Below are 26,381 nucleotides of genomic sequence, written 5' to 3' on the forward strand. Positions count from 1 at the left end.
AAAATTGCTCGAACATATTAACATTTAAAACCATGAAAAGATCATCCAGAAAAATGATAATTTCATCATTAATTATTTTTCTTATTGGCTCTGTTAAATTAAAATGTTGATTTTTGAAATTAAAAAAGGCTATCAAATAGACAACCTCTAGGAACTCTTATCTAACTATCGCTGTAATAGTTGTGCAGGGGATTTTAAAAATTAAGTCTAATTTACCTTTGCATAGATACAAGTATCAACTAGATTTTTACCGTCAGCTGAAAGATCTTCATTACGTAATATCCCTTCAAGCTCAAAACCTAGTTTTTCAGGGATCGAACGACTTTTAGTGTTTTTAGATTCACATCGTATTTCAACCCTTCTAAATTTGAATAGTTGAAAACCAAGGTTTATTAACTCACTTACTACTTCTGTCATATACCCATTGCCACTAAATTGCGTGTTAATCCAGTATCCAATTTCACATTTAGAAACCTTCCAATTAATTCCGTGAAGACTAGCAGTTCCAATAAAATCGTTAGTATCCTTATGATAGATAAGATAGCGAAAGCTTTCTCTTTTCAAAAAATCTATATGGGCATTTCTAAGGAGAATTTCCGTTTCTTCAACAGTAGGAATTGACTGGAATAATTGCAACCATTGCTTTAACTCGCTAATTGAATCCTTAATAGCTTGGTTTACTACATTCCCTTCACCAGCCTGAAGTGGTGCTCGAAGAATTAATCTGTCTGTTTCTATTTGTAACGGAACATCTAATAAAATAGGATTCATATAATTTCCCCTCTCGAAAATGCATACCAAGTATATCCGGTATTACAACATATTCTTACAACGAAGTAATCTTTTACTTGATATACAGTAATACAGTAAATCTTATCTTCCAAAAATTGGTTAATAATAAATATATATTCAATTAATCACCTAGAAATCCTTTTAATATTGAGAACTAAACTACCAGTTGGTAAAATAAATAGGCTACCGAAGCAGCCATCTAGTTGCATAACAAATATGAAAAAATTCCTTCAGATATCGTTTCTGAAGGAATTCTTTATATTTTTATTCGACATAAACTCATATATTTTAGGGGGCATCAGGTATTTAATAAGTTTAGTTAGGAGCTTTTATTTGAAGTAGCTTAATCCCCATGCCAATAAAGATTATTCCAGTTACTTTGTTTAAAACCCTTCCAATTTTCTGGTTTCCTCTTAGTTTCTTTGTTACATAAGAAGAAAAATAAGCAACAAATAAACACCATAACAACCCTGTTGCTGTAAAAGTGAGTCCTAAGATCAGAAAAGGAATCGGACCAGAAGCCTTTGTATCGATGAATTGTGGAAGGAACGAAAGAAAAAATAAAGATACTTTGGGATTTGTTAGGCTCGTTAAAATACCTTGCACATATACTTTGGATATATTTAATTTATCAACTTCGGTTGTTCGAAACGCAGCATTTGATTTATCTAGTAGCATACGTATCCCTAAGTATACCAAATAGATAACACCTAAAATCTTAATCGTATTAAATAAGAAAACAGATTTTAATAGTATAAGGGATAATCCAAACGCAACCAAAAGCGTATGAATTAATGAGCCTGAAATGATTCCTAAAACGGAAAATACTCCTGCTTTTCTCCCTTGAGAAATACTTCTACCTACGATATACATCGTATCTGCACCTGGAATTAAATTTAACAAAATTCCTGTTATTAAAAATACTTCGAAATGAATAATACCATACACTTTTATGCACCCTTTCTTTTTTTAAGGTGCCCTTATCGATATTACAGTATCATGTATGATTTTGAAACTATTTTTTTCTATTTTGTGGTAATTTCAAAATAAAAAGGAAAAACTTCTGATTTGTTTATTGAACTAACGCACTGCGTTAGCCATCCATGAATCCACAGATTCACAACAGTGAATGGTAGTTTATTTCGTACTCCCATGGTAGTTGAATAATGATGATTAAATATTCGGTAATTTTTTTTAAAATAATTCCACTAAAAGTAAATAAAAGATAACCTTTTAGGGGAAATCATCCTTTAATGTTTAAAAAATTTACCTATTATTAACTTCATAAGCTGTTCTAACTCCTGCTTCAATCGCACCTTGAATCCAACCTGGTGTAGTAGAAGAATGTGATCCCGCGAAATGAATTCTCCCTTCTGGTGTACCAATATATTGACCAAATTCTTTTAATTGGTCGGGTTTATACATGACAAAAGCTCCTCCAGAAAAAGGAAATTGAGACCAATTATGTGAATATCCAATTAAAAACTCTGAAAACACCACATTTCCAAATATTTGTGAGAGATCATTCAAAGCAATTTTAATCCGTTCTGCTTGTGTCATATTATCCCAGATACTAGAATCGTCTTCCCATGTGTAGCTAGCTAATATGATCCCTGTGTTGTCTGACGCTTCTTGACCATGACTAGGAAAATACGCAAACTTGATTGGTAGATCAGTAGTTATTTTCCCACCATTTAATCCATATTTTTCCCAAAATCTCGTTTTAAACTGAAGACCTATTTTAGTTGAATTTGCATAATGTATCTGTCTTATGACTTTCCGCTTATTATATGAAACAGACTCATAGGGAAGTAACTCTACGAAATTCAATAAAGTGTAAGGAATTGTTGAAATTACAAAATCGCTTGTAAGGCGATGCTCAGTATTAAGTATATAATTTTCTGAATAGATCGTTACGTTTGATTCATTTTGTATAATTTTTTTCACTCTTTGATTCGAAATAATATTATCTTTTAGTTGTGGTAAAAACCCATTAATAAGATAATCTGTGCCTCCTGTAATTTCATAAAGTTTTAAATCCTTTGTTAGAAGTACTAAAACTTCTCTTAATATTGCAGTAAATGCAAGTTCAACAAACCCTTCTAATCCAACCATTGTTTCTATAAAGTTGATTGCTTCAATTGATAATGATACACCAACAGGATTATATTTTAAAAAGTTATACATTGAATAATGATCATACATATTAATAACTATTTCCCAATTTTTTTCAGGATTTTGATTTATAAAATCAATTACTGGACCAACTGCTAATAATAGTAACTCTGTTGCTGTTTTTCCTTTTTCACTTGGGGAGACATTAAACTTTAATTGGTCTGGATTTGTTTTATAATTTTTTTCATCTGTTAATACATTATTAATGAAAATTAGATCATTAGGAGTACTATTAATAAATTCATTTACTTGTAAATTGAATTTTTTTATATATTCAAAAACTAAATAGTGAAAAGAAGGTATCCGCATTGCACCAAGATCTATATATTCATGATTAATAAAAGGTTCCCTTTTTGTGTAAATTCTCCCCCCTATTCTGTTATTTGCTTCTATAATAGTAACTTGATGTCCAGCTTCTTTTAAGAGTGAGGCAGCTACTAAGCCAGATATTCCTGCCCCTATAATAGTTACATGTTTTGGTGAATTAGTTTTTTGCAAACCATTTTGAATTATGTATATCATTTGATCCTTTGAAAGAAGTAATTTTTGAATCAAAGATATCCCCCTCCTTGCAAAAAATAACTATCAATAAAATGTTATTCGATTTCAAGTTGAAGTAGAATGTTGACTGTGATTAATTTAATTAAGATACAAATTAAAAGTAAAAACTTATTGAACTAACCTGACATTTAGTGCAATAAAAAAGAGTTGCCGAAGCAACTCTTTTTGTACAACTAATGCATTGTTATTGAACAAGGATATTTAATAAATTCTGCAAAAACTAATAGCTCCATTGTATAGCTTATATCTTTCTATAAGCCACGCCCAAGCTGTGAATCCCAAATTATAATGCTTAAATGTCCATCTAATTTATTCTATCATTAATCATTTTAACTCCCCTGACTTTTCTATACATCCCTTTTTGATACTCATATGTAATGATGTTAACATGATGGATAGAAAAAAATGTAAAAAGGGTCGATTGTTACCACCATTTAATAATGTGTATATTTACGCAAGCATATCTTGATATTCCTTTTTGCGTTCGAATTCAGCCTTAGCAAATGGACAAAGTGGCACAATCTTTTTGTCTTGTTCTCTCATCTCTTCTACAACAGAAGCAACAAGTTTACTGGCAATTTTTTGTCCTCGCAAGGATTCATCGACAAAAGTATGATCAATGATCACTCTTGATACTCCAGCATGTACAAATGTAATTTCAGCGACGATTTTCCCTTCTTCATTCTCAATGAAGTGTTTTTTCTCTGTCTTTTCAATATTCATATTATTTATCATCCTTTTTATAAATATATTGTAGTGCGCCACTTGGACATAAATCGATCGTTTTCATAGCTGAATCTACTTCTCCATTATCAGCAAGAATCCATGGCTTTCTTTTTGTATCAAACACTGTCGGCATTGTCCTTACACAATTACCTGAATGTGTACAGATATCTTTGCTGAAATAAACTTCAATCTCTTCTCCTGAATATTTCCGATATCCTTTATTTAGTAGGTCTTCTTTATTCATTTCATTCTCTCTTTTCATTTTGTACCTCCAAATTGTCGATAATTATTTATACGACTTTTGGGGTGTTTTTTCCTTTGTCTGAGTTTTTTTTTTGACCGGAACCAATACTATATAAGAATTTAGCTTGCTAAAACAGTTATAATAATTGACTCTACAGAGAGCATTAAACAAAAAAAGAAATGTAATCATTTTAAATTTATTTTTTGGTTTAGTAGTTGTTAATTCTTTATAGTCCTAACGCAATGCGTTAGTTGAATCAGAGTACAAGTCTCTGAACTGGCTTTTTATATTGGATTATTTGGCAGAGTAGTTAAAGAAGAAGTAAGAGCTTTTAATCATTCATTTATCTATTGACTTAGAGTTTACTCTAATCAGTATAATTAAAAAAAATGAAGATGTACTGTAATCAGTTAAAGATTGGTTGCTTTATCTTCAAATGATTTAGATGAAAAATTAGAGTTGACTAATGTGAACAGTGATTTTTTCGATAATAGAAAGTAAAAAAAATTCAGTGAATTTGAACTAGAATGTTGGGAGTCGGTTTTATGGAGCAATCAAATAAAGCGTTTAGTGACACATTAATAAAATCATTAAGAGGAGAACGTGGTCATCTTCCTATCAAGAATGCTTTGTTGGATATAAACATGGATCTTGCAGGGAAAAGAATAGAAGAGTTACCTTATACTATTTATCAATTAGTCAAACACATGACATACTGGCAAGAATTTCTCTTATTATTCGCACAAGGGGAGAAACCAGAATTACCTTCCGATGTAAAAGAAAGCTGGCCTATTGAAGAGGGGCCAAGTAATGAGGAAGAGTGGAAACAAGTTATTCAGCATTTTCTTCAAGGGATAGAACAGGCATGTTCGATTGCCCAAACTGTTCAATTAGACAAATCATTGGAGAAATGGCCAGGCGAATCACCAGGTGGTGTGCTACGCAATATTGCATCTCACAACTCCTATCATTTAGGTGAAATCGTACTAATACGCAGATTATTTAGCGCTTGGCCACCACCAACCGGAGGATATCCAGCCTAAACTTTGGATCAATAGTAATTTCATAACACATGGGAGTCAATGAGGCTCCTATTTTTCCTGTTTGCCCTTTTTTGAATAAGAAGTGATATAAGTGTTTATAGAAATTTAATTAAAAGTAGTAGAAATTCTTATATAACTAATGAATCGTTAGTTGAATAAACAATCCATTACGAAAAAATAAAATAACAAATACAAAATATGCATAATCCCAAGAAAAGAAGCATAATAAATAGCTTTTTTAAATACCAAGGTAAGAAATCAATGATATTTAATAATATATCTCCTAAAACATCTGAAGTGCCTACATCGATACTTTCATTTTGATAAAACTCTTTATTTTTAAATGAAAAAAATATCAAACCAAAAAATGAAAAAACAGCAAAAATATACATAAAAATAGTCATGTTGACTCCTCTATGATTCCCTCTTTTTCACATTATTTTATCATATTTATTCAACTAAACTGCCAGCTAGTTGAATAAGAAATCAACAATCTACTTTAAAAGCTCCTTCTAATTAAGAATCAAAAGGACTAAATTTCTGAACTTCTCAATAATCTTTTCTTCTACATATTTTACAAATAATCCCCATAAAAAAACTACTTTACTAAAATGTTAAGTAGTCAAAATTTTAATCTTTCATTTTTATTTTTCGTGTATTGAAATTCCTTTTATATAGGAGGTAATTTCGTTATCAGGGATTAATTTATAAGATTTCTGTTGGGTATTTTCAGGATTTAGTCGGTCTTCATAAATAGCTCTTAAATGTGCAGTTCGGTATAATTGGTTTTCAAATGAACCACGAGATATTTCTAATGGAAGTTCAACACCATTGAAAAATTCAACGACTGAACGATTGTATTTACCGCCTCTGAAATTAGCAACATGATTGTAGGAGATCCAAGAACATTCTACTTTTAAAGAAGATGAAGTGGGGAAAAAGAAAATTTGATTCATTGAGCTGATTGCTATTGGTGGTTTATGAGTGATGGAAATCATTTGTTTCGTTCCTTCACGCCTACCCCGGTAACTACTTCCGAAGTAAGCACAGCTTCTTTCAATAATTTCAATCGGTTTCATTAAAACATAAAAATTATCATCTGTTTCGTATACCTTTGAAATCACAACTAAATCGACCGTAAATTCCGGAATGATTGCCATTGTTGACTTATTAATCTCGTACTCATTTAATACTTTAACTTGTCCTTTCACATGATTCATCTTTACAACTCCTTCTGTTATTAGTATTGAAATGTTAAATTTTGTTGGCTTCAAGAATATTTTTTAAAGTTAATTTAAGACCAACAATTAAGTTTAACAACATCAGATAAAGAAATTTTTAACATGAAGTATAGTAGCAACATTGATGTTAGAGAAATAATATCATAAATCTTTATTTGTAAAATCATTTTTTAAATACTTTAACAAAAGTGTCATTGTTTACTAAATTTTAGGATAAAAGCCAATAGAAAAACCACCTTTCTCACAAGTGAAAAAAGTGGTTTTTTACTAATTAATTAGATGAAAATTGTTGTTCTTCAGTAGAGCCTTTAAGAGCTGTTGTTGAAGAAGTTCCTCCAGTAATAATTTGAGCTACTTGATCAAAATATCCTGTTCCAACTTCGCGTTGATGTCTTGTTGCAGTGTATCCAAATTGTTCACTTGCAAATTCAGCTTGTTGAAGTTCTGAATATGCTCCCATTCCACGATCTTTGTAATTTCTAGCTAATTCAAACATGCCAAAGTTTAATGCGTGGAAACCAGCAAGGGTAACGAATTGGAATTTATAACCCATTGCTGCAATTTGTTGTTGGAATGTCTCGATTGTTTCGTCATCTAGTTTCTTCTTCCAGTTAAATGAAGGTGAACAGTTATAAGCTAGTAATTTACCTGGGAATTTAGCATGAATAGCGTCTGCAAAACGTTTTGCATCTTCTAGGTTTGGCTCTGACGTCTCACACCAAACTAAGTCTGCATACGGTGCATAAGCAAGACCACGAGCAATTGCTTGATCTAACCCCGCTTTCGTACGATAAAAACCTTCAGGTGTTCTTTCACCTGTAATAAATTGTTTGTCGACTGGATCAATATCACTTGTAATTAAATCTGCTGCATCTGCATCAGTTCGTGCAACAATAAGTGTAGGGACTCCCATTACATCCGCTGCTAAACGCGCAGAGATTAAGTTACGAACCGCCGTTTGTGTTGGTAATAATACTTTCCCACCTAAATGGCCACATTTTTTCTCCGAAGACAATTGATCTTCAAAATGTACACCTGCCGCTCCCGCTTCGATCATACTTTTCATTAGTTCAAATACATTTAATTGCCCACCGAAGCCAGCCTCTGCATCTGCCATAATCGGTGCGAAGTAGTCGATTTCTTCTCCACCTTCAACATATTGAATTTGATCTGCACGTTGGAAAGCCTGATTAATTCGTTTTACAACTGCTGGTACAGAATTTGCCGGATATAAGCTTTGATCTGGATACATTTGACCGGAAAGATTCGCATCAGCAGCTACTTGCCAACCACTTAAATAAATAGCCTTCAAACCTGCTTTTACTTGTTGGATTGCTTGATTTCCAGTTAATGCTCCAAGTGCATTAACATAACTTTCTTCATTTAAAAGCTTCCATAATTTTTCCGCGCCTTTTTTTGCCAGTGTTTGTTCAATATCGATTGATCCTCTTAATTTAATTACATCTTCAGCAGTGTATGTTCTTGTAATGCCATTCCATCTAGAATCAAGCTCCCAGCTTTCTTGTAATTCAGCAATACGCTTTTCACGATTTTTCGTCATATTCAATTCCTCCTAATTTTATAAAAAGTTATATCCTTTTAAAGTCAGAAAGTCAGCAAATTCATCGTTGCTAATTAACTCATCAAATAATTCAATTGCTTCATTAAATCGTTTTGCTTCAAATTGTTCTCTCCCAATTTCTAGTTGAAGCTTCATCATTTCTTCATTTTTTAATGAATCCACTAACTGTAAAGTAATGTTTGTACCATCCTCTAATACACCTTTTTCATGACGCACCCATTGCCAAATTTGCGCACGCGAAATTTCAGCAGTCGCAGCATCCTCCATTAAATTGTATAGCGGCACCGCACCTCGACCACTTATCCATGCTTCAATATATTGAATCGCAACTGTTATATTTGTTCTGAGACCTTGTTCAGTAATAACCCCACTAGGAATCTCTAAAAGATCGGCCTCCGTTACATTAACATCCTCACGTTTTCTATGAATCTGGTTTGGTGTAGGCATATATCGATTAAACTGTTCAAGAGCTACAGCTACTAAACCAGGATGAGCTACCCAAGTACCATCGTGTCCATCCTTTGCTTCACGCTCTTTATCTTTTCTTACCTTCTCAAACGCAACATCATTTCGCTCTTTATCATCTTTAATTGGAATTTGAGCTGCCATTCCTCCAATTGCTGGAGCATTTCTACGATGACAAGTTTGAATAACTTTTTGAGAATATGAACGCATAAAAGGTACTTCCATCGTCACAACAGATCGATCAGGTAAAATAATTGATTTGTCGTATCGCATCATTTTGATAAAGCTAAAAATATAATCCCATCTGCCGCAATTAAATCCTGCTGAATGATCCTTTAATTCATAAAGTATTTCATCCATTTCAAATGAAGCAGCAATTGTTTCGATTAATACAGTTGCTTTAATCGTTCCAACAGGTATATTCAATTCATTTTGAGCAAATAAAAAAACATCATTCCATAGTCTTGCTTCCAAATAACTTTCCATTTTTGGTAAATAAAAATAAGGTCCTGAGCCGTTTTCTATTGCTTGTTTCGCATTATGAAAGAAATAAAGTCCAAAATCTACTAAGCTACCAGACATATTTTCACCATTTACAGTGATATGTTTTTCTTCTAAATGCCAGCCTCTTGGTCGTACTAATAGTACAGCTGGCTTCTCTTTTAACTTATATGTTTTTCCATTTGAATGAAGTGAAATTGTTCGGTTCACAGCATCTCTTAAATTAACCTGACCTGAAATGATATTTTCCCAAGTTGGAGAAGTAGCATCTTCAAAATCAGCCATGAAAACAAACGCATCAGAATTCAATGCATTAATAATCATTTTTCGATCAACTGGTCCTGTTATCTCTACTCTTCGATCTTGTAAATCCGTTGGAATAGGTGCAATTGTCCATTCACTTTCACGAATGTGTTTTGTCTCTTTTAAAAATTGGAGCTTACCCCCATTTTGTAAAAAACTCATTCTTTCTTTTCTGTTTAATAACAGCTGTTGTCTACGTTGATCAAATTTCAGATGTAATTGCTCTAAAAAACTTAATGCTTCGGTCGTAAGAATGTCAGTTGAACCCTCTACATGATTACCTAAAACTTTGATTTTTGAAAGTTCAGTTGTCATATGATCCCTCCATTCAGTTATATAACAGATATTGTTTACTTATGTTATTATATAACAGTATATTCGGATTTGATATTAAATTCTGAAAATATTTCCAAAAGAATTTTCGACAGCTCAACTATTTAAATAATGGATGTTTATATCAATTATTTAAAAAAACACCCCTTAAGGATGTTTTTAGACGAGTGTCTATCTTATCTCGGTAATCCACTGATACCCAAATTATTTTATTTAAATCGAGAGGTCCCACCCATTGTCTTTAATAAAGTTTAGTAAAAGTATAATAAATGAATATGACACATTTATAGTAGTTGATCCTATTTATAATTAAGACAAATGAAGGGCTTTTCTATAATACAAAAAAAGCTTGTAGATATTGGTACAATACCAATCAATCTACAAGCTAATTTTAATCTATTTATTATTGTTTCTTTTTTCAGCAGCTTCTAAATACTGCATTCTTTCCAACATTGTCGGATGATCATATCTAAACAATTTCACTAAAAATGGTGGATTTACTTGAGACAAACTGTTTTTGGATAACTTTTGAAACGCTATAATCCCTGCCTCTGGATCATGTGTTAGCTTAACTGCATATAAATCTGCTCTTTTCTCGGCACTTCTAGAAAATGCATTTGATATCGGATCAGAAATAAAGCTTACAATTCCACTAATGATTAAAAATAAGGTTAGGATGACCGCCATTTTTTCGTTTGAATGACTGCTCCTACTCTTTGATAGTACATACTTCATCAATAAATGAATGATATATAGACCGACTAAACTACCTGCTAATATACCAAACATTGATTTATAGATGTCTTTATGGACGTAATGTGACATTTCATGCGCCATGATGAACATAATTTCATCTTCAGTAAGCCCTTTGAGAGTTGTATCCCATAATACAATCCTAGCGTTTTTACCTATACCAGTAACATATGCATTATATGTAGTTGTCTTAGTGGACATATTTACTTCATATACCCGATGTGCAGGAATATTTGCTTCTTTAGCAAGGGTAATAATTTTCTTTTCTAAATTTTTATCTTTTAGTGGATAAAAATCATTATATAAGGGATCAATTACTACAGGCTGAATAAACGTTAAGAAAATCGTAAAAGGAATACTTAATAGCCATGCAGTTAGCCACCATTTCTTTGGTTGTTTTTTGATTAATAAATATACAACATACATTACAAAAAACATCATTGCAAAATTTATCCAAAAACTAATCATTTCATCCTTCATCCACGCATTAAATGATTGAACAGATAATCCGTATTTCGTCGATAATTTAAAACGATATAAATCAATTGGAAATGAAACGATATATGTAGCGACCGATACAAAGAAGAAATATAAAAAAACTTGTATAAACTTAAATCTAGTCAATTTAGATAATGAGTCACCTAATCTTTCAATTGATCCACTTAATAATAAAAGTGATAATACAATCCAATCAATCGGTAAGCTAATAAAGTAAAGTACATTTTTTAAAGTGCTATAACTAGAGCTTAAATTAGCTTCCTTATGATTCATGAATGTATGTGGATCAACGAATGTTCCTTTATATTTTGAAGGTAGGTCAGAAGTCGTAAAAACATAAAAGTATAACAGGACTAAAATGATATAAATGAGATAACCTAGACAGATGAATTTTGTTAATTTAGATTTAGTTGCTTTTTTCATAAAATCTCCCCCCATTCTATATTATCAACTTTGTCCAATTTTTTAGAACTTCAACCTATTATATTTTTTAAATACTTCTTTCTCTTATGCTCTATTAAATTAAAGATGTGTCCTTTATCAGACGTACAAAGATTCGTCCAGTTCTTGGGTGAAAATTTGAGTTATATTCTTTCAGAGTTAGGTGATGAATAGTCCTGTATCAATTTTTCATTTAATTTTACAAGAATTATTGCTATTTGCTAGATTTTCATTTGAAAGGATCAACTTATGTCCCATTTTTAATGTGTAATACCTTTACTGGTATGGGTTATCGTTTATCTTAATTGCGGTTTTCTTGATTTTAATTGCTGTTTTGACAATTTTTATTGCAGATTTACTATTTTTATTTGCAGTTTTAATAATTTTATTTGCAGATTTCCTATTTTTATTTCCAGTTGCCTTTTATTTGCAGTATTTACTTGTTTATTTGCAATTTAGATTTTATATACTAATTTCCAATGCAAAAAGAGAGAGCATCAAAAAGAGCTCTCTCCTCTATACCACGATTTATTGTCTAACGGAATCTTTCAATGCTCTTCTAAGTATTTTACCAGTTGCATTTTTTGGTAGCTCTGGAATGAACTCTATTGATCTTGGTATTTTATATTTTGCTAAGTGCGCCTTGCAGTACTCTGCCAAGGTTTCCACACTTAATGATGGATTTTTTGAAACAACATAGGCTTTTACACTTTCTCCAAAATTATCGTCTGGTAGCCCAATCACCGCACATTCAACAACATCTGGATGATTGTAAATTACCTCTTCGACCTCACGAGGGTATACATTATAGCCGCCAACAAGAATCAATTCTTTTTTTCGATCGACGATATAGAAATAACCATCTTCGTCAATTCTTGCTAGGTCACCAGTATATAACCAGCCATCTCGAATGGTCATTGCCGTTTCTTCTGGCATATTATAATAGCCTTTCATTATATTTGGTCCACGGACGATTAATTCACCCACTTCACCAACTGCTACTTCTTCACCAAGAGCATTTACAACTTTATTTTCTACATTGCTAATATTTGTCCCAATTGATCCTGCTTTTCTAGGACGGTCTAATGGATTAAACGTCGTAACAGGTGAGGCTTCTGATAATCCATAACCTTCAGAAATAATAACTTTAAATTTCTTCTCAAAATTCTCTAATAATGCAACCGGCAAAGATGAACCACCTGAAACGCATAGTCGGATTGACTCAAAGTCTTCTGTCTTTCCTTCAGGGAATTGATATAAGAAATTATACATTGTCGGCACACCTGCAAATACAGTTGCTTTGTATGTACGAATAATATCAAATATTTCTTTTGGGCTAAATTTAGGCACTAAAATAACAGTAGCTCCATACATTAAAGGCGCGTTTAAAGCTACAGTTAAACAAAATACATGGAAAGCTGGTAAAGTTGCAATAACCTTTTCTGTATTTGAAAAACTTAAGAAGTGTCCAGCATCCATAGCATTCGAATATAAGTTTTTATGCGTTAACATAGCTCCTTTTGGTTTTCCTGTTGTACCAGAAGTATATAAAATGACTGCTAAATCATCTTCATGTAATTCAGGTCCTTTGAAGTCTATATCTCCAAGTCCAACTACATTTGTAAACGATTTCAATTTATTGTTCTCAAATTCATAAGGATTTTCTTGTTTTGTTTCACAAATAATGAAGTGATCGATATTAGGAAGAATCGGTGAAGCTTTTTCTACTAGTGGAAGAAATAAGTCTAAGGTGATAACTGCTTTTGCGTCGCCGTTTGTTAATATGTATACTAATTCATCTGGTGCATATAGAGGATTGACCGGTATTACAGCCGCTCCAACCTTCAGGGCACCATATAGTGCTATAATAAAATGAGGAGAATTACCAACAACTAGAGCTACTTTATCTCCTTTTTCAATCCCTAATTTTGAGAGGCCACTCGCAAATTTTGTAATATAAGTCTCAAGTCTTGAGTATGAAAATGTCTGCGCTTCAAAGATAATAGCAGAATGTTCAGGATGCCTTAAAGCTGATTGTGACAGTGTTTCAACTAAATTCAATAAAAACTACCCCCTTTAAATATAAAAATTTAAAATATTCTAAATATATTATATTGCTAGAATACAATTCTGACAAGTGAGAAAACTAGCACTTTTTAGACTTCTAATTTTTTAACAAACAAAAAAAGAGTAGTTCCCTACTCCTTTTTTAAAATAATAAACTCATAAATTCTTCTTTCGTTACATTACCAAAGTAATGGGTAAAATTCACTTCATTTAGTTTATTTTCAATCTCTTGTTGATCAAATTTACTACCAATCAGAAGCTGTTCTATATCAGACACATCCCCTACCCCAAAGAAATCACCATAAATTTTAACGTTCTCAATGATTCCTTTGTTTACATCTAGACGAATGTCAATTGAACCAGCTGTAAATCTTTTACTTTGTTGAATATTGCATTTAGGAGATTTCCCAAAATTCCAATCCCAATTTCGGTATCTACTTTCAGCAAGTTCTTTAATATTTTTTAAATCCTCATCTGTCCATTCATATCGTTCTATTTTTCCATGTTCTTTAAAAATAGATTGCAAAATTAAATCTTTAAATTCTAGGATTGTTAAATCGTCTTTTAAAAATTCCTTAATGTTTGCCACTCTACTTCGGACTGATTTAATTCCTTTAGATTGGATTTTTTCTAGCTTTACGTTTAATGCATTGACAACTTCATCTATATCACTATCAAACAATAATGTACCGTGGCTAAACATTCTACCTTTAGTAGAAAATTGTGCATTACCTGAGATTTTCCTACCTTCTGCTAATATATCATTTCTTCCACTAAGTTCAGCATTCACACCGAGTTCCTTTAATGCCTCGATTACCGGCTCAGTAAACTTTCTAAAATTATGAAAGCTGTCACCATCATCTTTTGTAATAAAACTAAAGTTAAGATTTCCTAAATCATGATATACCGCTCCACCACCAGATAATCTACGTACTACATGAATATTATGTTCATTTACATATGAGGCATTAATCTCCTCGGCTGTATTTTGATTTTTACCAATAATGATTGATGGCTCATTAATATAAAATAAAAAGTATGTATTTTCAGGATCTAGGCTTTTTAGCGCATATTCTTCCATCGCTAAATTTAATGTTGGATCCGTTATTCCCCTATTATCTAAAAATTGCATGTGTATCCTCCTATCATTTCGATTTCCATTCAAATCCTGTATAAGCTAAATGAACAAGTCCATTATAATACTTTTGGGCCTCACTTATTAAATCTTTTGTATTTCCGCTATGAGGAAGATGTGATAATAATAATTCTTTTACGTTCGCCTCACTTGCAATTGTTGCAGCATCTTTGCTACTCATATGGCCCACTTTGGCTCCATCTTGATTTTCAAACAGATTACAATCACTTATAAGCAAATCCGCGTTGGAAGAAAACGGTATGAAGTCTTCTGTAAAGCTTGAATCAGCTGTATAGACTACTGAGTAAGTTGCTGTTTCAATTCGCATGGCAAAACAATCTACGGGATGAACTGTCTTAATAAATCGAATCGTAAATGGACCTAGGTCGAGAGCTTCATTTGGATGATATTCATATCCTTTTGTTGCTTCTTTATATGTTAACGAATTAAATTTTACATTATCAAAGTTATGTCCGTATATAGGTAAAGCAAACTTATCCTTTCCAGCATTTACAAGTTTGAAGTATTGTAGTACTCCTATATCTGCAATATGATCATGATGATAATGTGACAGGATTACAGCATTTAAGCTATTAGGATCTATGAAATTTTGTAATGTAGCTAATGCTCCTGAACCACAATCAACCAATAGATTAAAATTTTTGGATTTAAATAAATAACATGAAGTTGCTTCACCTTTACCTGGATAGCCGCCCCAATAACCAATAACGGTTACTTTCATAAAACAAACACACTCCTTTATACTTATTATTTCTATGAAAATTTAAATTTATAAGCTTGTCCATACTGTTTTAAAAAAATAGGCGTTTAGATTATTTTTTAAAAATTGTACTAATACAGATTGACACAAAATAAGTTGTAGTAATACAATACTAATAAGTTAACTAAAGGAGAGGGTAACATGCTTGTAAAAATGTCCGAATTTTTGAAACTATTACCAAAGAAATTATGTAAACACTGTAATTCGACGATTGAAGAACAACATGATTGCTATAGTAACACTTGTTCAAATTGCTTAAAAGATAGTTTTTAAGTGAAGTCTTTTAGGATCAGCAATTTTTCTTAACGAAATTATTAGACATAGAATTAGTACAGAGACATAATAAAAAGAGCAACCTAAAAGTATCGATCTACTTTTTTGGTTGCTCTAATCTTTACTAATTGTTTAAAAGCCTTAATAGCTCCGAACAGCTTGTTCTTCATGTGAGAACAAGTATTCAATTGTATCTGAAACTGCTTTTTCACCTTGATCTATACAGTCTGGTAAGCCCGACCCATAAAATGAGCAACCGATTACTGATACACCAGGCATTTCTTTTTGTAAATATTGTTCCATATTTTTCGTACGCTCTTTATGATTAATCGTATATTGAGGCATAGCATCTTTCCATCTTGAAACAATATAAAACTCTGGTTTCTCAGTGATATCCATCGTTTTTCTTAAATCTTCTAAAACTATTTCAACAAGTTCTTCATCCGTTTTATCGACTATTTCCTTATTGTATGGTCGTCCAACGTAACAACGTAATAGAACCTTACCTTTTGGACATGCATGTGCCCATTTTTTATGTGTCCAAGTACATGCTGTTATATTATAGTCATTATTACGTGAAACAACAAAGCCTGTACCATTTATATCCTTCTTAATTGCATGCTCTGGAAATGCAAGTGCAACATTCGCGACTGATGTAGAAGGAACTTTTTTGAAAGGCTCAAATACAGGTTTATTATTAAATAGTTGTGGAATGAAACGATGAGGTACAGTAACGATGATTGAATCTGATTCGATTTTTTCATTATTGCTAAGTAGTAACTCATATTTTTTTCCAATTTTATTTATATTAACTACTTGTACACCTTTTAAAACTTCCTCTTGATCTAACTCTTCTTCAATTCGTTCTACAATTGTTTGAAGACCTGTACTTACAGTCTGGAAAATTCCTTTTCTCGGACCTTTTGATTTCTTCACAGGCATCTCTTTTTTCATACCAAGAACAATACTTTGATGTTTTTGTTCAATTTGGAAGAATTGAGGGAACGTTGCCATTAAACTCATTTGGTCAATGTCGCCTGAATAAATACCTGATAAAAGGGGCTCAATTAGATTCTCAACTACTTCATTACCTAGTCTTCTTCTAAAAAATTTACCTAGTGACATATCCCCTTGGACATGCGTTTTTGGTAAAACAAAATCTAAACCTGCACGGATTTTTCCTGCTGGTGAAAATAGACCTGAAAAAATAAAAGGCTTGATTTGTGTAGGAATCCCCATGTTTGAACCTTCTGGCATACCATGTAATTTATTATGGGCTAATACATATGATTTTCCTGCAGAGTTAAAAACGATTTGATCTTGGATACCTAAGTTTTCAGCTAATCGATATGCACTCTTTTTCCTTGCCAAAAACGAGTCAGGGCCACGTTCTATTACGAATCCATCTTTTCGAATTGTTTGGATTTTTCCTCCAAGCCTTGATGAACCTTCAATTAATTGAATATCAATTGGAAGATTATTTTTTAATTTTTCTTGTTTTAAATAGTAGGCAGATGTCAATCCAGTAATACCGCCACCAATAATGACAACCTTCTTATTCACTTCTTTACCTCCTATTTCAAAACCATATTATTGTTCGTTTAATTTTCTTAATACAACCGTACTAAGTCCACTAATAAATAATGGGGCCGTATTAGGCATCGGTGGACGAACATATGCTTTTTGAATTTCATCCGTTACTTGTTTACATTCTATATCATTATCGTACAGTACTTCTAAATGCTCACTTACAAATCCTAATGGTAAGTAGACGTAAGTTTCAAAATCATAATTTTCATCTAACTCACGTGTTAAATCTTGTACATCAGGTCCAAGCCAAGGGTCTGGTGTGTTACCAGCACTTTGCCATCCTAGAAAATAATGACGAATATCAGACTGCTGAACGACTAACTCGGCAGTTTCCTTAAGTTGCTCTGGGTATGGATCACCATAAGTAAGAATTTTTTCAGGTAAACTATGCGCTGAAAAAATAAACGCCGTTTTCACACGTTGCTCTTCATTCATTGGTTCAAGAATTGCTTCTACTTCACGAACCCAATATTGAATAAATCGTTCTTCTTTATACCAGTCATCTACATGAATAATTGTTGGTCCGTCAATTTTTTCTGAATGATTTGTAGCACGTTCGTTATATGACTTTACACTAAACGTAGAATAATGTGGTGCAAGTACGATACTAACTGCTTTTGTTATACCATCTTTTTTCATTTCATCTACTGCATCTTCAATGAATGGTTCAATATGCTTCAATCCAATGTACATTTTGAATTCTACTTTGTCTTGGATCTTATTTAAATCTTCTTCTAATGCTTTTGCTTGTTCAATTGTTATTTTTGCTAAAGGAGAGATACCTCCAATTGCACGATATCGTTCTGTCAGTTCTTCCAGCGCCTCTTGTGAAGGCTTTCTACCTCTACGAATATCTGTATAATAACGCTCAATATCTGATTCTTTATATGGCGTGCCGTAAGCCATAACTAATAAACCGATTTTTTCTTTCATGTCATCACCATAGTCCTTTTATATTAAGCTTTAACCCTTGATGAATACTCATGTACAAAACTTGTTAATCGTTTAAGAGTATCAGGATTTACTTCAGGGAATACCCCATGACCTAAGTTGAAAATATGACCTGGATTTGCCATACCCTCATCTAATATTTCTTTCGCACGTTTCTCAATAACTTCCCATGGTGCTAATAAAAATGCAGGATCTAAATTACCTTGAAGTGTTTTCGTAATCCCTAAAGAGCGAGCTTCAGCAATAGAAGTTCTCCAATCAAGACCAATTACATCTACAGGAAGTTCATTCCATTCATGAATTAAATGGCTTGCTCCAATTCCAAACATCGTTGTTGGAATATGGTCTGCTTTAAGTGCTGCAAAAATCTTTTCCATGCAAGGTTTAATATAAATGCGATAATCATTTGCATTCAAAGCACCAACCCATGAATCAAATAATTGAATTGCACTTGCCCCTGCTTTAACTTGTGCTTTTACGTATTTGATTGTCATGTCTGCTAAATGATCCATTAAAGCAAACCATGCTTCTGGCTCTGCGTACATAAATGATTTGGTTTTATTATAGTTTCTAGAAGGTCTACCTTCGATCATATAACTAGCAACTGTAAAAGGTGCACCTGCAAATCCAATTAATGGAACAGAAAGAACCTCTGTTGTTAATAATTTAATCGTTTCATAGATATATGGAAGTTGCTCTTCTGGATGAATATCAGTTAACTTTTTTACATCTGCTAATGAACGGATAGGATTGCTTATTACCGGTCCTACTCCTGATTGAATTTCTACGTCTACTCCAATTGCAGGAAGTGGAGACATAATATCTTTATATAAAATAGCTGCATCAACATTATATTGGTCTACTGGAAGCGCTGTTACGTAAGCGCATAATTCAGGTTGATGAGTAATTTCAAATAAAGAATATTTTTCTTTTATTTTTCGGTATTCTGGCTGAGAACGCCCTGCTTGTCTCATATACCAAACTGGTGTATGCGTTACTTCTTCTCCTCTAATCGCTTTAAGAAATGTATCGTTAAAATCTTTTTTCATCCTTCAAAGTCTCCCTTTCACTTTTCCAAACTCTACTATTAAATATACTGATTGAACCATTAATTGTATAGAAAACTCGAATTTTGACACATAATGTTCACTGATTTTACAATTTTTCTCAATTAATAGGCCTATTTTACTACCAGACTTTTCCCATTAAAAATTATATCAAAATATGTCTAAAATATCGAATTAATAATCTTTATTTATTAATACTTTTTATTAAATAAAGGAGTTTTATTATTCTTTTTTTAATGTTTGATTAATCGTTATCTAATCGTTCGAAATTCTTAATCTCTTTACTATTCTTTTTTAAGAGATACAGTTTTTACGCTCATAGTTTTAATAGGAAATAAAAAACTCCCCTTCAAATCATTTGATAAGAAGGAGAGCCTTAAAATGTCTATTCCTTATTTCTTATGTTGGGTTTGACAAGTTTAGACCTATCACCTTCTTCTTTTGTTTGAGGATTGTACGGTACTACATAATAAGAAGGGACATTAAATACATTTACAAAGGAATCTTTGTACTCATCTAAACCAGTAACAGTATCTATTAATTTCTCTTTGCCATTTTTCACTCGATAGATTCGATATTGTTGTCTGTGGTCAGTTGGTGCATTCCAATTAATGACGACAGTGAATAATCCAAATGGAGAAAATGATACTTTTGATTGAACATTTGAAATAGGCTCTAAATTTATCGGTGATTCTAGATCGTCTATATTTTTTGGCTTTTTAAATTTGGTAGATGGTTCTCTTCCTGCTTCACTTAAAATCTTTTTAAATAAAATGGTTGGATATGTACTACCATTTCTTAAAAAATGGTCCGAATCTGTCTTATCATATCCCATCCAAATTGCGCCTACAACGTCTGGTGTATAGCCTACAAACCATGCATCTTTGTTTCCATTTGTTTGGCCAGGTATATTTGTAGATCCTGTTTTACCAGCTAAATCGCCAGTAAAACTTCCTCTACTAGCAGTCCCTTCATTTACAACACCTTTAAGCATTTTTGTCATATACCAAGAGGTTTGTGATGAAAACACTTTATATTCCTTAATTTTCGCTTCGGCAACTAATTCATTGTTCCGATCATAAATTGCATTAATAACAAAAGGTTCTAATGCATCTCCATCATGATCAAAAGCACTATATGCTTTTACTAGCTCTAATGGTGTTAAACCAATCTTAAGTCCTCCTAGCGCCATACTTAAACCTTGATCGGGGATATTCAAATCCATTTTTTCTAGATACTCTTTTGCATTATCAATCCCAATATCATTTAATAACCAAACTGCCGGCACATTTGCTGACTGTATTAATGCATTAAACATCGAAATCGTTTTCGTATAAACGCCATTATAATTTTTCGGTTTATAGTCTCCTAACGCACTCTGTTCATTTGGTAATAAAGAATACGGATTGTAGTTTCCTGTTTCAAGCGCTGGCGAATAGACAAGTAAAGGCTTCATTGTTGAACCAGGTTGTCTTTTCACGTTAATACGATTTAAACCTTGAAAATAATAATTTCTGCCTCCAATTGCCGCCTCTACACCGCCTGTTTCAGAGTTTATTAATACGAATGCTCCTTCAGCATTTTGATCAGTTCCCGGAAAATAGTTTCCATTTTTAAAATATTTATAGGCGGTTAATTGTGTCTTTTTATGAATTGGTACAACAACTTTGTATCCACCATTTAAAAGTTGGTCATATGATATGCCATATTTCTCTTTTGCTTCTTTTATAACCATATCAATATATGTAGCGTATCCGTTTTCAAATTTTTGTTCTGTAATATGTAATACTGTTGGTTTGCTTTTAGCTTTCTGATACTCTGATTCAGTTATATAATGCGTATCTAGCATTTTATAAAGAACTAGATTCCTACGCTCTAAAGATCGCACTGGTTGTGTGACAGGATCATAATGTGATGGTGCTTTTAATAAGGCTGCTAACGAAGCACTTTCCTCAATAGATAAATTTTTAACATCTTTCCCGAAATAATATTTTGCCGCTCCGCCTATGCCATATACCCCGTGACCGAAATAAACCTGATTTAAATACATTTCTAGTATTTGATCTTTTGTATACTTTCTTTCTAGATTAATTGCTATAATTACTTCCTTTGTTTTTCTCATAAATGTTTTGTCGTTCGTCAAAAAAACATTCTTTGCAAGTTGTTGAGTAAGCGTACTCGCACCTTGTACTTTACTAAATGCTTTTATATCATTTACTATAGCCCGAAAGATCGATTGTGTATCAATTCCATGGTGCTTATAGAAACGTTCATCTTCAATTGAAACGACTGCTTGTTTAGTATAATCAGGTATATCATTAATTGAAACGATTTGATGATTTTCATTATATAGCTTTGATACAAAATTCCCCTCTAAATCTACCATTTCCGATGATGAATGGACGACTAACTTATCTTCATCTATCACATAATTACCTAAGAAAACGATTAGTAAAAATCCAACAAAGCTAATTAACAGGACACTTAACAGTCCTATTGCTAAATATCCCCATTTTTTCAATTATTTCACCTTCATTTCTCTTACCATATAACAAATAGTATATCCATTTATTCCCATGAATAAGTCATTATTTCCTTTTTTTCGATGTATATTTCCTTGGAAATACATTTTTCGTCATTTCTTAATTGAAGTTAATTTTGAAGGATATCAATTACATTTCTTGAATAGGTTATATAGATAGTAAGTAGGAGGGTGAAATAATGGCAGATTTATTTTCTTTATTAGATTCATATTATCCGGAAATGATATCTACACGTAGATACCTACATGAAAATCCTGAGCTTTCATTTAAAGAATACGAGACAGCAAAATTCATTCAAAACTTTTATCAACAATTAAATATCCCATTCAAATCAAATGTCGGTGGAAATGGTGTTGTTGCCACAATTAATGGTCGTAATCCTGGAAAAACAATCGCACTGCGAGCTGATTTTGACGCACTACCTATTCAAGATGAGAAAAATGTTCCTTATTCCTCAAAAGTGCCTGGCGTTATGCATGCATGTGGTCATGATGGTCACACTTCTACACTTTTATATTTAGCAAAGGCACTTCATGAGCAAAAAGATTCATGGGACGGTAAGGTAGTGTTACTTCACCAACATGCAGAGGAATATGCACCTGGTGGAGCAATTTCTATGATTGCTGATGGCTGTTTAGACGGTGTTGATGAGGTTTATGGAACCCATTTGTGGGCAATTGAAGAATTAGGTACAATTGGTTATCGTAAAGGACCAATCATGGCAGCAGCTGATCGCTTTTCAATCACAATCCAGGGCCAAGGCGGTCATGGTGCAGAACCCCATCGAACAAAGGACAGCATTGTAATTGCTAGTCAACTTGTTATGGCACTTCAACAAGTAGTTAGTCGAGAAACAAATCCAATTGACACTGTAGTGTTATCGATTGGAAGTTTCGAAGCTAAAAATGCTTTTAATGTAATCGCCGATCGAGCAACTTTAATAGGAACGGTTCGTACGTTCAAAAAGGAAACACAGGAAAAAGTAAAAAAACAAATAGCTAGAATCATTAAAGGGATTTGTCTAGCAAATGATGTTACATACGAATATAAGTACGATGATGGATATCCGCCAGTAGTAAATCATGAAAAAGAAACCGATTTATTAGTTAAAGTAGCCGAATCAATTGATGAAGTTAGTCTATTAAAAGAAATGGACCCTAAAATGGGCGGAGAAGATTTCGCATACTACTTACAAAAAGTACCAGGAACGTTCTTCTTCACAGGAGCTAAACCACCTCATGTTACAGATGCATACCCTCATCACCATCCAAAATTTGATTTTGACGAAAAAGCAATGCTAATTGCAGCAAAAACACTAGGGTCTGTGACATTAGCTTCATTAAAACAATCACAAAAATTAGTTGAGCAAAAATAAAAAAAGGAGAACTTTTTAGTTCTCCTTTTAGTATGTAACTTCTTAGATGATATCTTCCTTTTTCTTCATATACCTCATTCGATAAGCATTTTTAGCTGTTTCACCTAATTGTTCAAGAAGTTGATAATTTACATAAGCTCCAACCGGTGCTCCAATAATAGGGACTAATTGCAGAAGTTTTGCTAAATCGATATGATCTCGATATTCTAGTTGTAATTGCTCCCAATTGACTTGGGGATTTTCATCTACTTTATCTTCCCACTTTTCAATAACTTGGAATACTTTTTTCCGATGGGTATCACTTGAAAAAGCAAGTTGAAAAATATACAGCATAAACTGTCTTTCGAGCTCATCTTTAGGTGAGTAACCATATATTTTGGCTGCCTCAACTAAAAATCTAATTTTTATTCCAAGTAGTAACGGAAAATCGGCAAGACCGAGTAAAATTCCACCCGCTCCTGTACCAGCACCTTCTACAGCTGAAATCTTTTTGTACTCGTTTAACTTTTTATCTAAAATTAAATCTCTTTCTCTAAGTGTTAATGCTTCATACTCCTCACCACTGCCATTAAATACAGTGGACCCTCCAATAAATAAAACCATCATATTTTTAACGGTTTTTGTAAGCAGATCTTGGATTTGTTCTGGTAATAATGATTGAAGCTTTAATTGAACTTTTTTTGCAGAAGTTTGAAAAATATTTGAATCGGACATTACTTTTTGTTTCCATCTAGATAGTTCGTACTGAATACGAAGTTCATAAGAATCCATTTTGTCCACCCTTTACAATTTTTGTGGCTTACTTAACCTTTTATGCACATAAAATTTAATTAACCACATTGAAAATAAAGTATACACAACAATTGCCATAATAAAGTTAAAAATTGACAAGCCCTTTATTAAACCAATAATACTAAAAACTAGACTACATATTATCAGTAGTATATACAAAAGTGTCGAAATAGATTTTTTATTTTCTTCATTTATATAAGGATAAATTTTCCACAACAAATGATAGTTATACTGTTTTAAAATTGACATATTCTGTAAGGAAATTACATAAAGAAATAAAATGCCAATCAATATTTTCCCAATTGTAGTTGGCACTAAGTAAACTACAAATCCTCCTACGAACAGTTGTCTTAAAAACATACTTAAAAAGTTACCATTCCTGATGAATGTACGAACTAGTAAATAATTCGCAGCATTTCTCATTTTAATTTTATTAATGATTGGATCCGCCCATTTTCTTCGCTTAACTTGTTGTTGAATAGACGGCACATCAGTAAACATATTCGCAAATCGATAAAAAGTCGCTAATCTTGAAGTGTCAAGTTTAACATTTCTTTCCCATTGCACTCTTTTATTTTTACTACCTATTTGAATAGATAATGCATAAACTGCTAAGATTACGATGATTATTACAAGGAAAAAACTGCTCCATTTACTTAATAAACCATAAATAAATAAGAAAGTACCTAGCAACCTAAAACAATAATCAAATGCTCGGTTTAAAACACCGCTATTTGTAAGGTGTAAGAATGAAACAAAGAGATTGTATCCTTTTAATAAGAAAATTATTACCATAAAGACGATAAAACTTGTTGTTTGTCCTAGTGAAAATTTCTTATAAATTGGATAAATCACACCTAACATCATTAACATTAAATATACTTGAAAGATGTACGTAATTAAAAAGGAGCGGACAAAGTAACTTTTCATCTTTTTTTCTAATGGTAATAAGTAATGTAAATCAGGTCCTTTAAAAAAAGTAGTTACTTGACCTGTTACAACAAGAAAACTAAAAAGAATAGCGATTAGTAAAATAGCTGGAAAGTCTGGAGAAATTGTTTTTAGCATTTGTTGATAATAATATGCTCCTCCTCCAAATCCAAAAACAATTACAAATTTTATATGATCATTAAAGATATACCGACCATATTTACTCATTTCTTTAATGAAGCTCCTAAACCGTGCTAACCATAATTCTTTTATCGTACTCATATTTCTTTTTCCTTCGTTGCAAAAATATAAATTTCATCTAATGAAGCATTTGGCATATTATATTGAGTTTGTAATTCGTTTAATGTACCTTTTGCAATAATTACTCCTTCATGCAAAATAATAAATGAATCACAATAAATTTGAGCAGTCGATAAAATATGAGTAGACATTAAAATGCCTGCTCCTTTTTCTTTTTCATTGTTCAAAATCTCAAGTAAATCATTTATCGCGATTGGATCTAGTCCTAAAAAAGGTTCATCTATTATGTATAACTGTGGTTGGACAATAAGGGCACAAATGATCATTACTTTTTGTTTCATCCCTTTAGAGAAGGTCGAAGGAAAATATTTTCTTTTGTCATATAATCTAAATGTTTTTAATAGCTCTTCACTACGTTTTTTAAAATCTATTTCTGGAATATTATATGCCAAGGCTGTTATTTCAAGATGTTCCTGTAAAGTTAATTCATCATAAATCATCGGTGTTTCAGGAACATATGATATGCTAGCACGATATGCAGTTGGATCTTTCTCAAATGATTCACCATTAATTAATATGTCGCCTTTAGATGGTTTCAAAAGTCCTAATATATGTTTTATAGTCGTACTCTTACCGGCACCATTTAACCCGATTAACCCAACAAGCTCATTTCTATTAATCGTAAATGAGACATCTTTAATGACAGGCTGTCTAGTGTATCCACCTGTGACATCTTTTACATGCAATAAAGTCATTCTTTACAAATCCTTTCAAATGTACTTTTCCTATAAATTTTATTGTATCAAATAATATTCTTAACTTCCTTATTATCCTATTTATGGAATACTAAAAAAAAATCCTTCTTTTTTTGAATACTATTTTAGGTTAAGGGTATTATAATTCATGAAGGGAAAGCAACACACTTTCTTAGTTCAAAATTTGAAATGAGGTGTGTGTT

The 26,381-nt window shown here is 32.3% G+C and carries 23 protein-coding genes; 3 read left to right on the plus strand and 20 right to left on the minus strand.

Annotation, left to right across the window (positions count from 1 at the left end; genetic code table 11):
- Window positions 1-207: 207 nt before the first annotated feature.
- From COE53_RS21370 to COE53_RS21390, 5 genes are all read right to left on the minus strand, one after another.
- On the minus strand, window positions 208-771 hold the full coding sequence (locus tag COE53_RS21370; RefSeq protein ID WP_091024045.1) for a GNAT family N-acetyltransferase: 564 nt from the start codon (window positions 769-771) through the stop codon (window positions 208-210).
- A 336-nt stretch (window positions 772-1,107) separates the two neighbouring features.
- Complete coding sequence (locus tag COE53_RS21375; RefSeq protein ID WP_098948692.1) at window positions 1,108-1,740, minus strand: LysE family translocator; 633 nt, start codon at window positions 1,738-1,740, stop codon at window positions 1,108-1,110.
- Window positions 1,741-2,058: 318 nt separating this feature from the next.
- Entirely contained in the window at window positions 2,059-3,522 is a 1,464-nt protein-coding gene (locus tag COE53_RS21380) for a flavin monoamine oxidase family protein (protein WP_353616547.1), read from the minus strand.
- Window positions 3,523-3,978: 456 nt separating this feature from the next.
- On the minus strand, window positions 3,979-4,251 hold the full coding sequence (locus COE53_RS21385) for a GNAT family N-acetyltransferase (protein ID WP_069032946.1): 273 nt from the start codon (window positions 4,249-4,251) through the stop codon (window positions 3,979-3,981).
- Between the two features lies 1 nt (window position 4,252).
- Window positions 4,253-4,498: a (4Fe-4S)-binding protein gene (locus tag COE53_RS21390; protein ID WP_084006805.1), complete on the minus strand. Its 246-nt coding sequence runs from the start codon at window positions 4,496-4,498 to the stop codon at window positions 4,253-4,255.
- 545 nt (window positions 4,499-5,043) lie between these two features.
- Here COE53_RS21390 and COE53_RS21395 point away from each other — a divergent pair.
- Window positions 5,044-5,541 carry a DinB family protein gene (locus COE53_RS21395; protein ID WP_091024049.1) on the plus strand — a complete coding sequence of 166 codons (498 nt, stop codon included), beginning with the start codon at window positions 5,044-5,046 and terminating at the stop codon, window positions 5,539-5,541.
- 167 nt (window positions 5,542-5,708) lie between these two features.
- Here COE53_RS21395 and COE53_RS21400 read toward each other — a convergent pair whose 3' ends face one another.
- The 8 genes from COE53_RS21400 to COE53_RS21435 form a co-directional block, all read right to left on the minus strand.
- Window positions 5,709-5,945: a hypothetical protein gene (locus COE53_RS21400; protein ID WP_069032943.1), complete on the minus strand. Its 237-nt coding sequence runs from the start codon at window positions 5,943-5,945 to the stop codon at window positions 5,709-5,711.
- Between the two features lie 240 nt (window positions 5,946-6,185).
- Window positions 6,186-6,761, minus strand: coding sequence for a competence protein ComK (locus COE53_RS21405; RefSeq protein WP_098948693.1), 576 nt, complete (start codon window positions 6,759-6,761; stop codon window positions 6,186-6,188).
- A 292-nt stretch (window positions 6,762-7,053) separates the two neighbouring features.
- A complete protein-coding gene (aceA, locus tag COE53_RS21410; RefSeq protein ID WP_091024148.1) occupies window positions 7,054-8,343 on the minus strand; it encodes an isocitrate lyase in 1,290 nt (429 codons plus the stop codon).
- An 18-nt stretch (window positions 8,344-8,361) separates the two neighbouring features.
- Window positions 8,362-9,948, minus strand: coding sequence for a malate synthase A (aceB, locus tag COE53_RS21415; RefSeq protein ID WP_098948694.1), 1,587 nt, complete (start codon window positions 9,946-9,948; stop codon window positions 8,362-8,364).
- 414 nt (window positions 9,949-10,362) lie between these two features.
- Window positions 10,363-11,640: a M48 family metallopeptidase gene (locus tag COE53_RS21420; protein WP_069032939.1), complete on the minus strand. Its 1,278-nt coding sequence runs from the start codon at window positions 11,638-11,640 to the stop codon at window positions 10,363-10,365.
- 546 nt (window positions 11,641-12,186) lie between these two features.
- The gene (locus tag COE53_RS21425; protein ID WP_098948695.1) at window positions 12,187-13,719 is read right to left on the minus strand and encodes a fatty acid--CoA ligase family protein; all 1,533 of its coding nucleotides are present in this window, start codon (window positions 13,717-13,719) and stop codon (window positions 12,187-12,189) included.
- Between the two features lie 148 nt (window positions 13,720-13,867).
- Entirely contained in the window at window positions 13,868-14,857 is a 990-nt protein-coding gene (gene lplA, locus COE53_RS21430; protein WP_069032937.1) for a lipoate--protein ligase, read from the minus strand.
- Window positions 14,858-14,870: 13 nt separating this feature from the next.
- Complete coding sequence (locus COE53_RS21435) at window positions 14,871-15,602, minus strand: MBL fold metallo-hydrolase (protein WP_098948696.1); 732 nt, start codon at window positions 15,600-15,602, stop codon at window positions 14,871-14,873.
- A gap of 192 nt (window positions 15,603-15,794) precedes the next feature.
- Here COE53_RS21435 and yhfH point away from each other — a divergent pair, with 192 nt between their 5' ends.
- Window positions 15,795-15,914 (plus strand): protein YhfH, encoded by a 120-nt coding sequence (yhfH, locus tag COE53_RS21440; protein ID WP_407920504.1) that lies wholly within the window; start codon window positions 15,795-15,797, stop codon window positions 15,912-15,914.
- Window positions 15,915-16,055: 141 nt separating this feature from the next.
- Here yhfH and hemY read toward each other — a convergent pair whose 3' ends face one another.
- The 4 genes from hemY to COE53_RS21460 form a co-directional block, all read right to left on the minus strand.
- Entirely contained in the window at window positions 16,056-17,477 is a 1,422-nt protein-coding gene (gene hemY, locus COE53_RS21445; RefSeq protein WP_069032935.1) for a protoporphyrinogen oxidase, read from the minus strand.
- A 27-nt stretch (window positions 17,478-17,504) separates the two neighbouring features.
- Window positions 17,505-18,437, minus strand: a complete 933-nt coding sequence (gene hemH / locus COE53_RS21450; protein ID WP_098948697.1) for a ferrochelatase — start codon at window positions 18,435-18,437, stop codon at window positions 17,505-17,507.
- A 23-nt stretch (window positions 18,438-18,460) separates the two neighbouring features.
- The gene (gene hemE, locus COE53_RS21455; RefSeq protein WP_091024159.1) at window positions 18,461-19,504 is read right to left on the minus strand and encodes a uroporphyrinogen decarboxylase; all 1,044 of its coding nucleotides are present in this window, start codon (window positions 19,502-19,504) and stop codon (window positions 18,461-18,463) included.
- Window positions 19,505-19,907: 403 nt separating this feature from the next.
- Window positions 19,908-22,043, minus strand: coding sequence for a transglycosylase domain-containing protein (locus COE53_RS21460; protein ID WP_098948698.1), 2,136 nt, complete (start codon window positions 22,041-22,043; stop codon window positions 19,908-19,910).
- 197 nt (window positions 22,044-22,240) lie between these two features.
- Here COE53_RS21460 and COE53_RS21465 point away from each other — a divergent pair, with 197 nt between their 5' ends.
- Window positions 22,241-23,440 carry a M20 family metallopeptidase gene (locus COE53_RS21465; RefSeq protein ID WP_098948699.1) on the plus strand — a complete coding sequence of 400 codons (1,200 nt, stop codon included), beginning with the start codon at window positions 22,241-22,243 and terminating at the stop codon, window positions 23,438-23,440.
- 42 nt (window positions 23,441-23,482) lie between these two features.
- On the opposite strand, the gene COE53_RS21470 is transcribed toward COE53_RS21465, so the two are convergent.
- Genes COE53_RS21470 through COE53_RS21480 form a run of 3 tightly spaced genes read right to left on the minus strand, consistent with a single transcriptional unit; the run spans window position 23,483 to window position 26,178 of the window.
- A complete protein-coding gene (locus tag COE53_RS21470) occupies window positions 23,483-24,211 on the minus strand; it encodes an EcsC family protein (RefSeq protein ID WP_098948700.1) in 729 nt (242 codons plus the stop codon).
- A 12-nt stretch (window positions 24,212-24,223) separates the two neighbouring features.
- Window positions 24,224-25,444: an ABC transporter permease gene (locus COE53_RS21475; protein WP_098948701.1), complete on the minus strand. Its 1,221-nt coding sequence runs from the start codon at window positions 25,442-25,444 to the stop codon at window positions 24,224-24,226.
- Window positions 25,441-26,178, minus strand: coding sequence for an ABC transporter ATP-binding protein (locus COE53_RS21480; protein ID WP_098948702.1), 738 nt, complete (start codon window positions 26,176-26,178; stop codon window positions 25,441-25,443). Before COE53_RS21480 ends, COE53_RS21475 begins: the two co-directional genes overlap by 4 nt.
- Window positions 26,179-26,381: the final 203 nt, after the last annotated feature.

It is taken from the genome of Bacillus sp. AFS029533 (genome assembly GCF_002585125.1).
GTDB classification, from domain to species: domain Bacteria; phylum Bacillota; class Bacilli; order Bacillales; family Bacillaceae_G; genus Gottfriedia; species Gottfriedia luciferensis_B.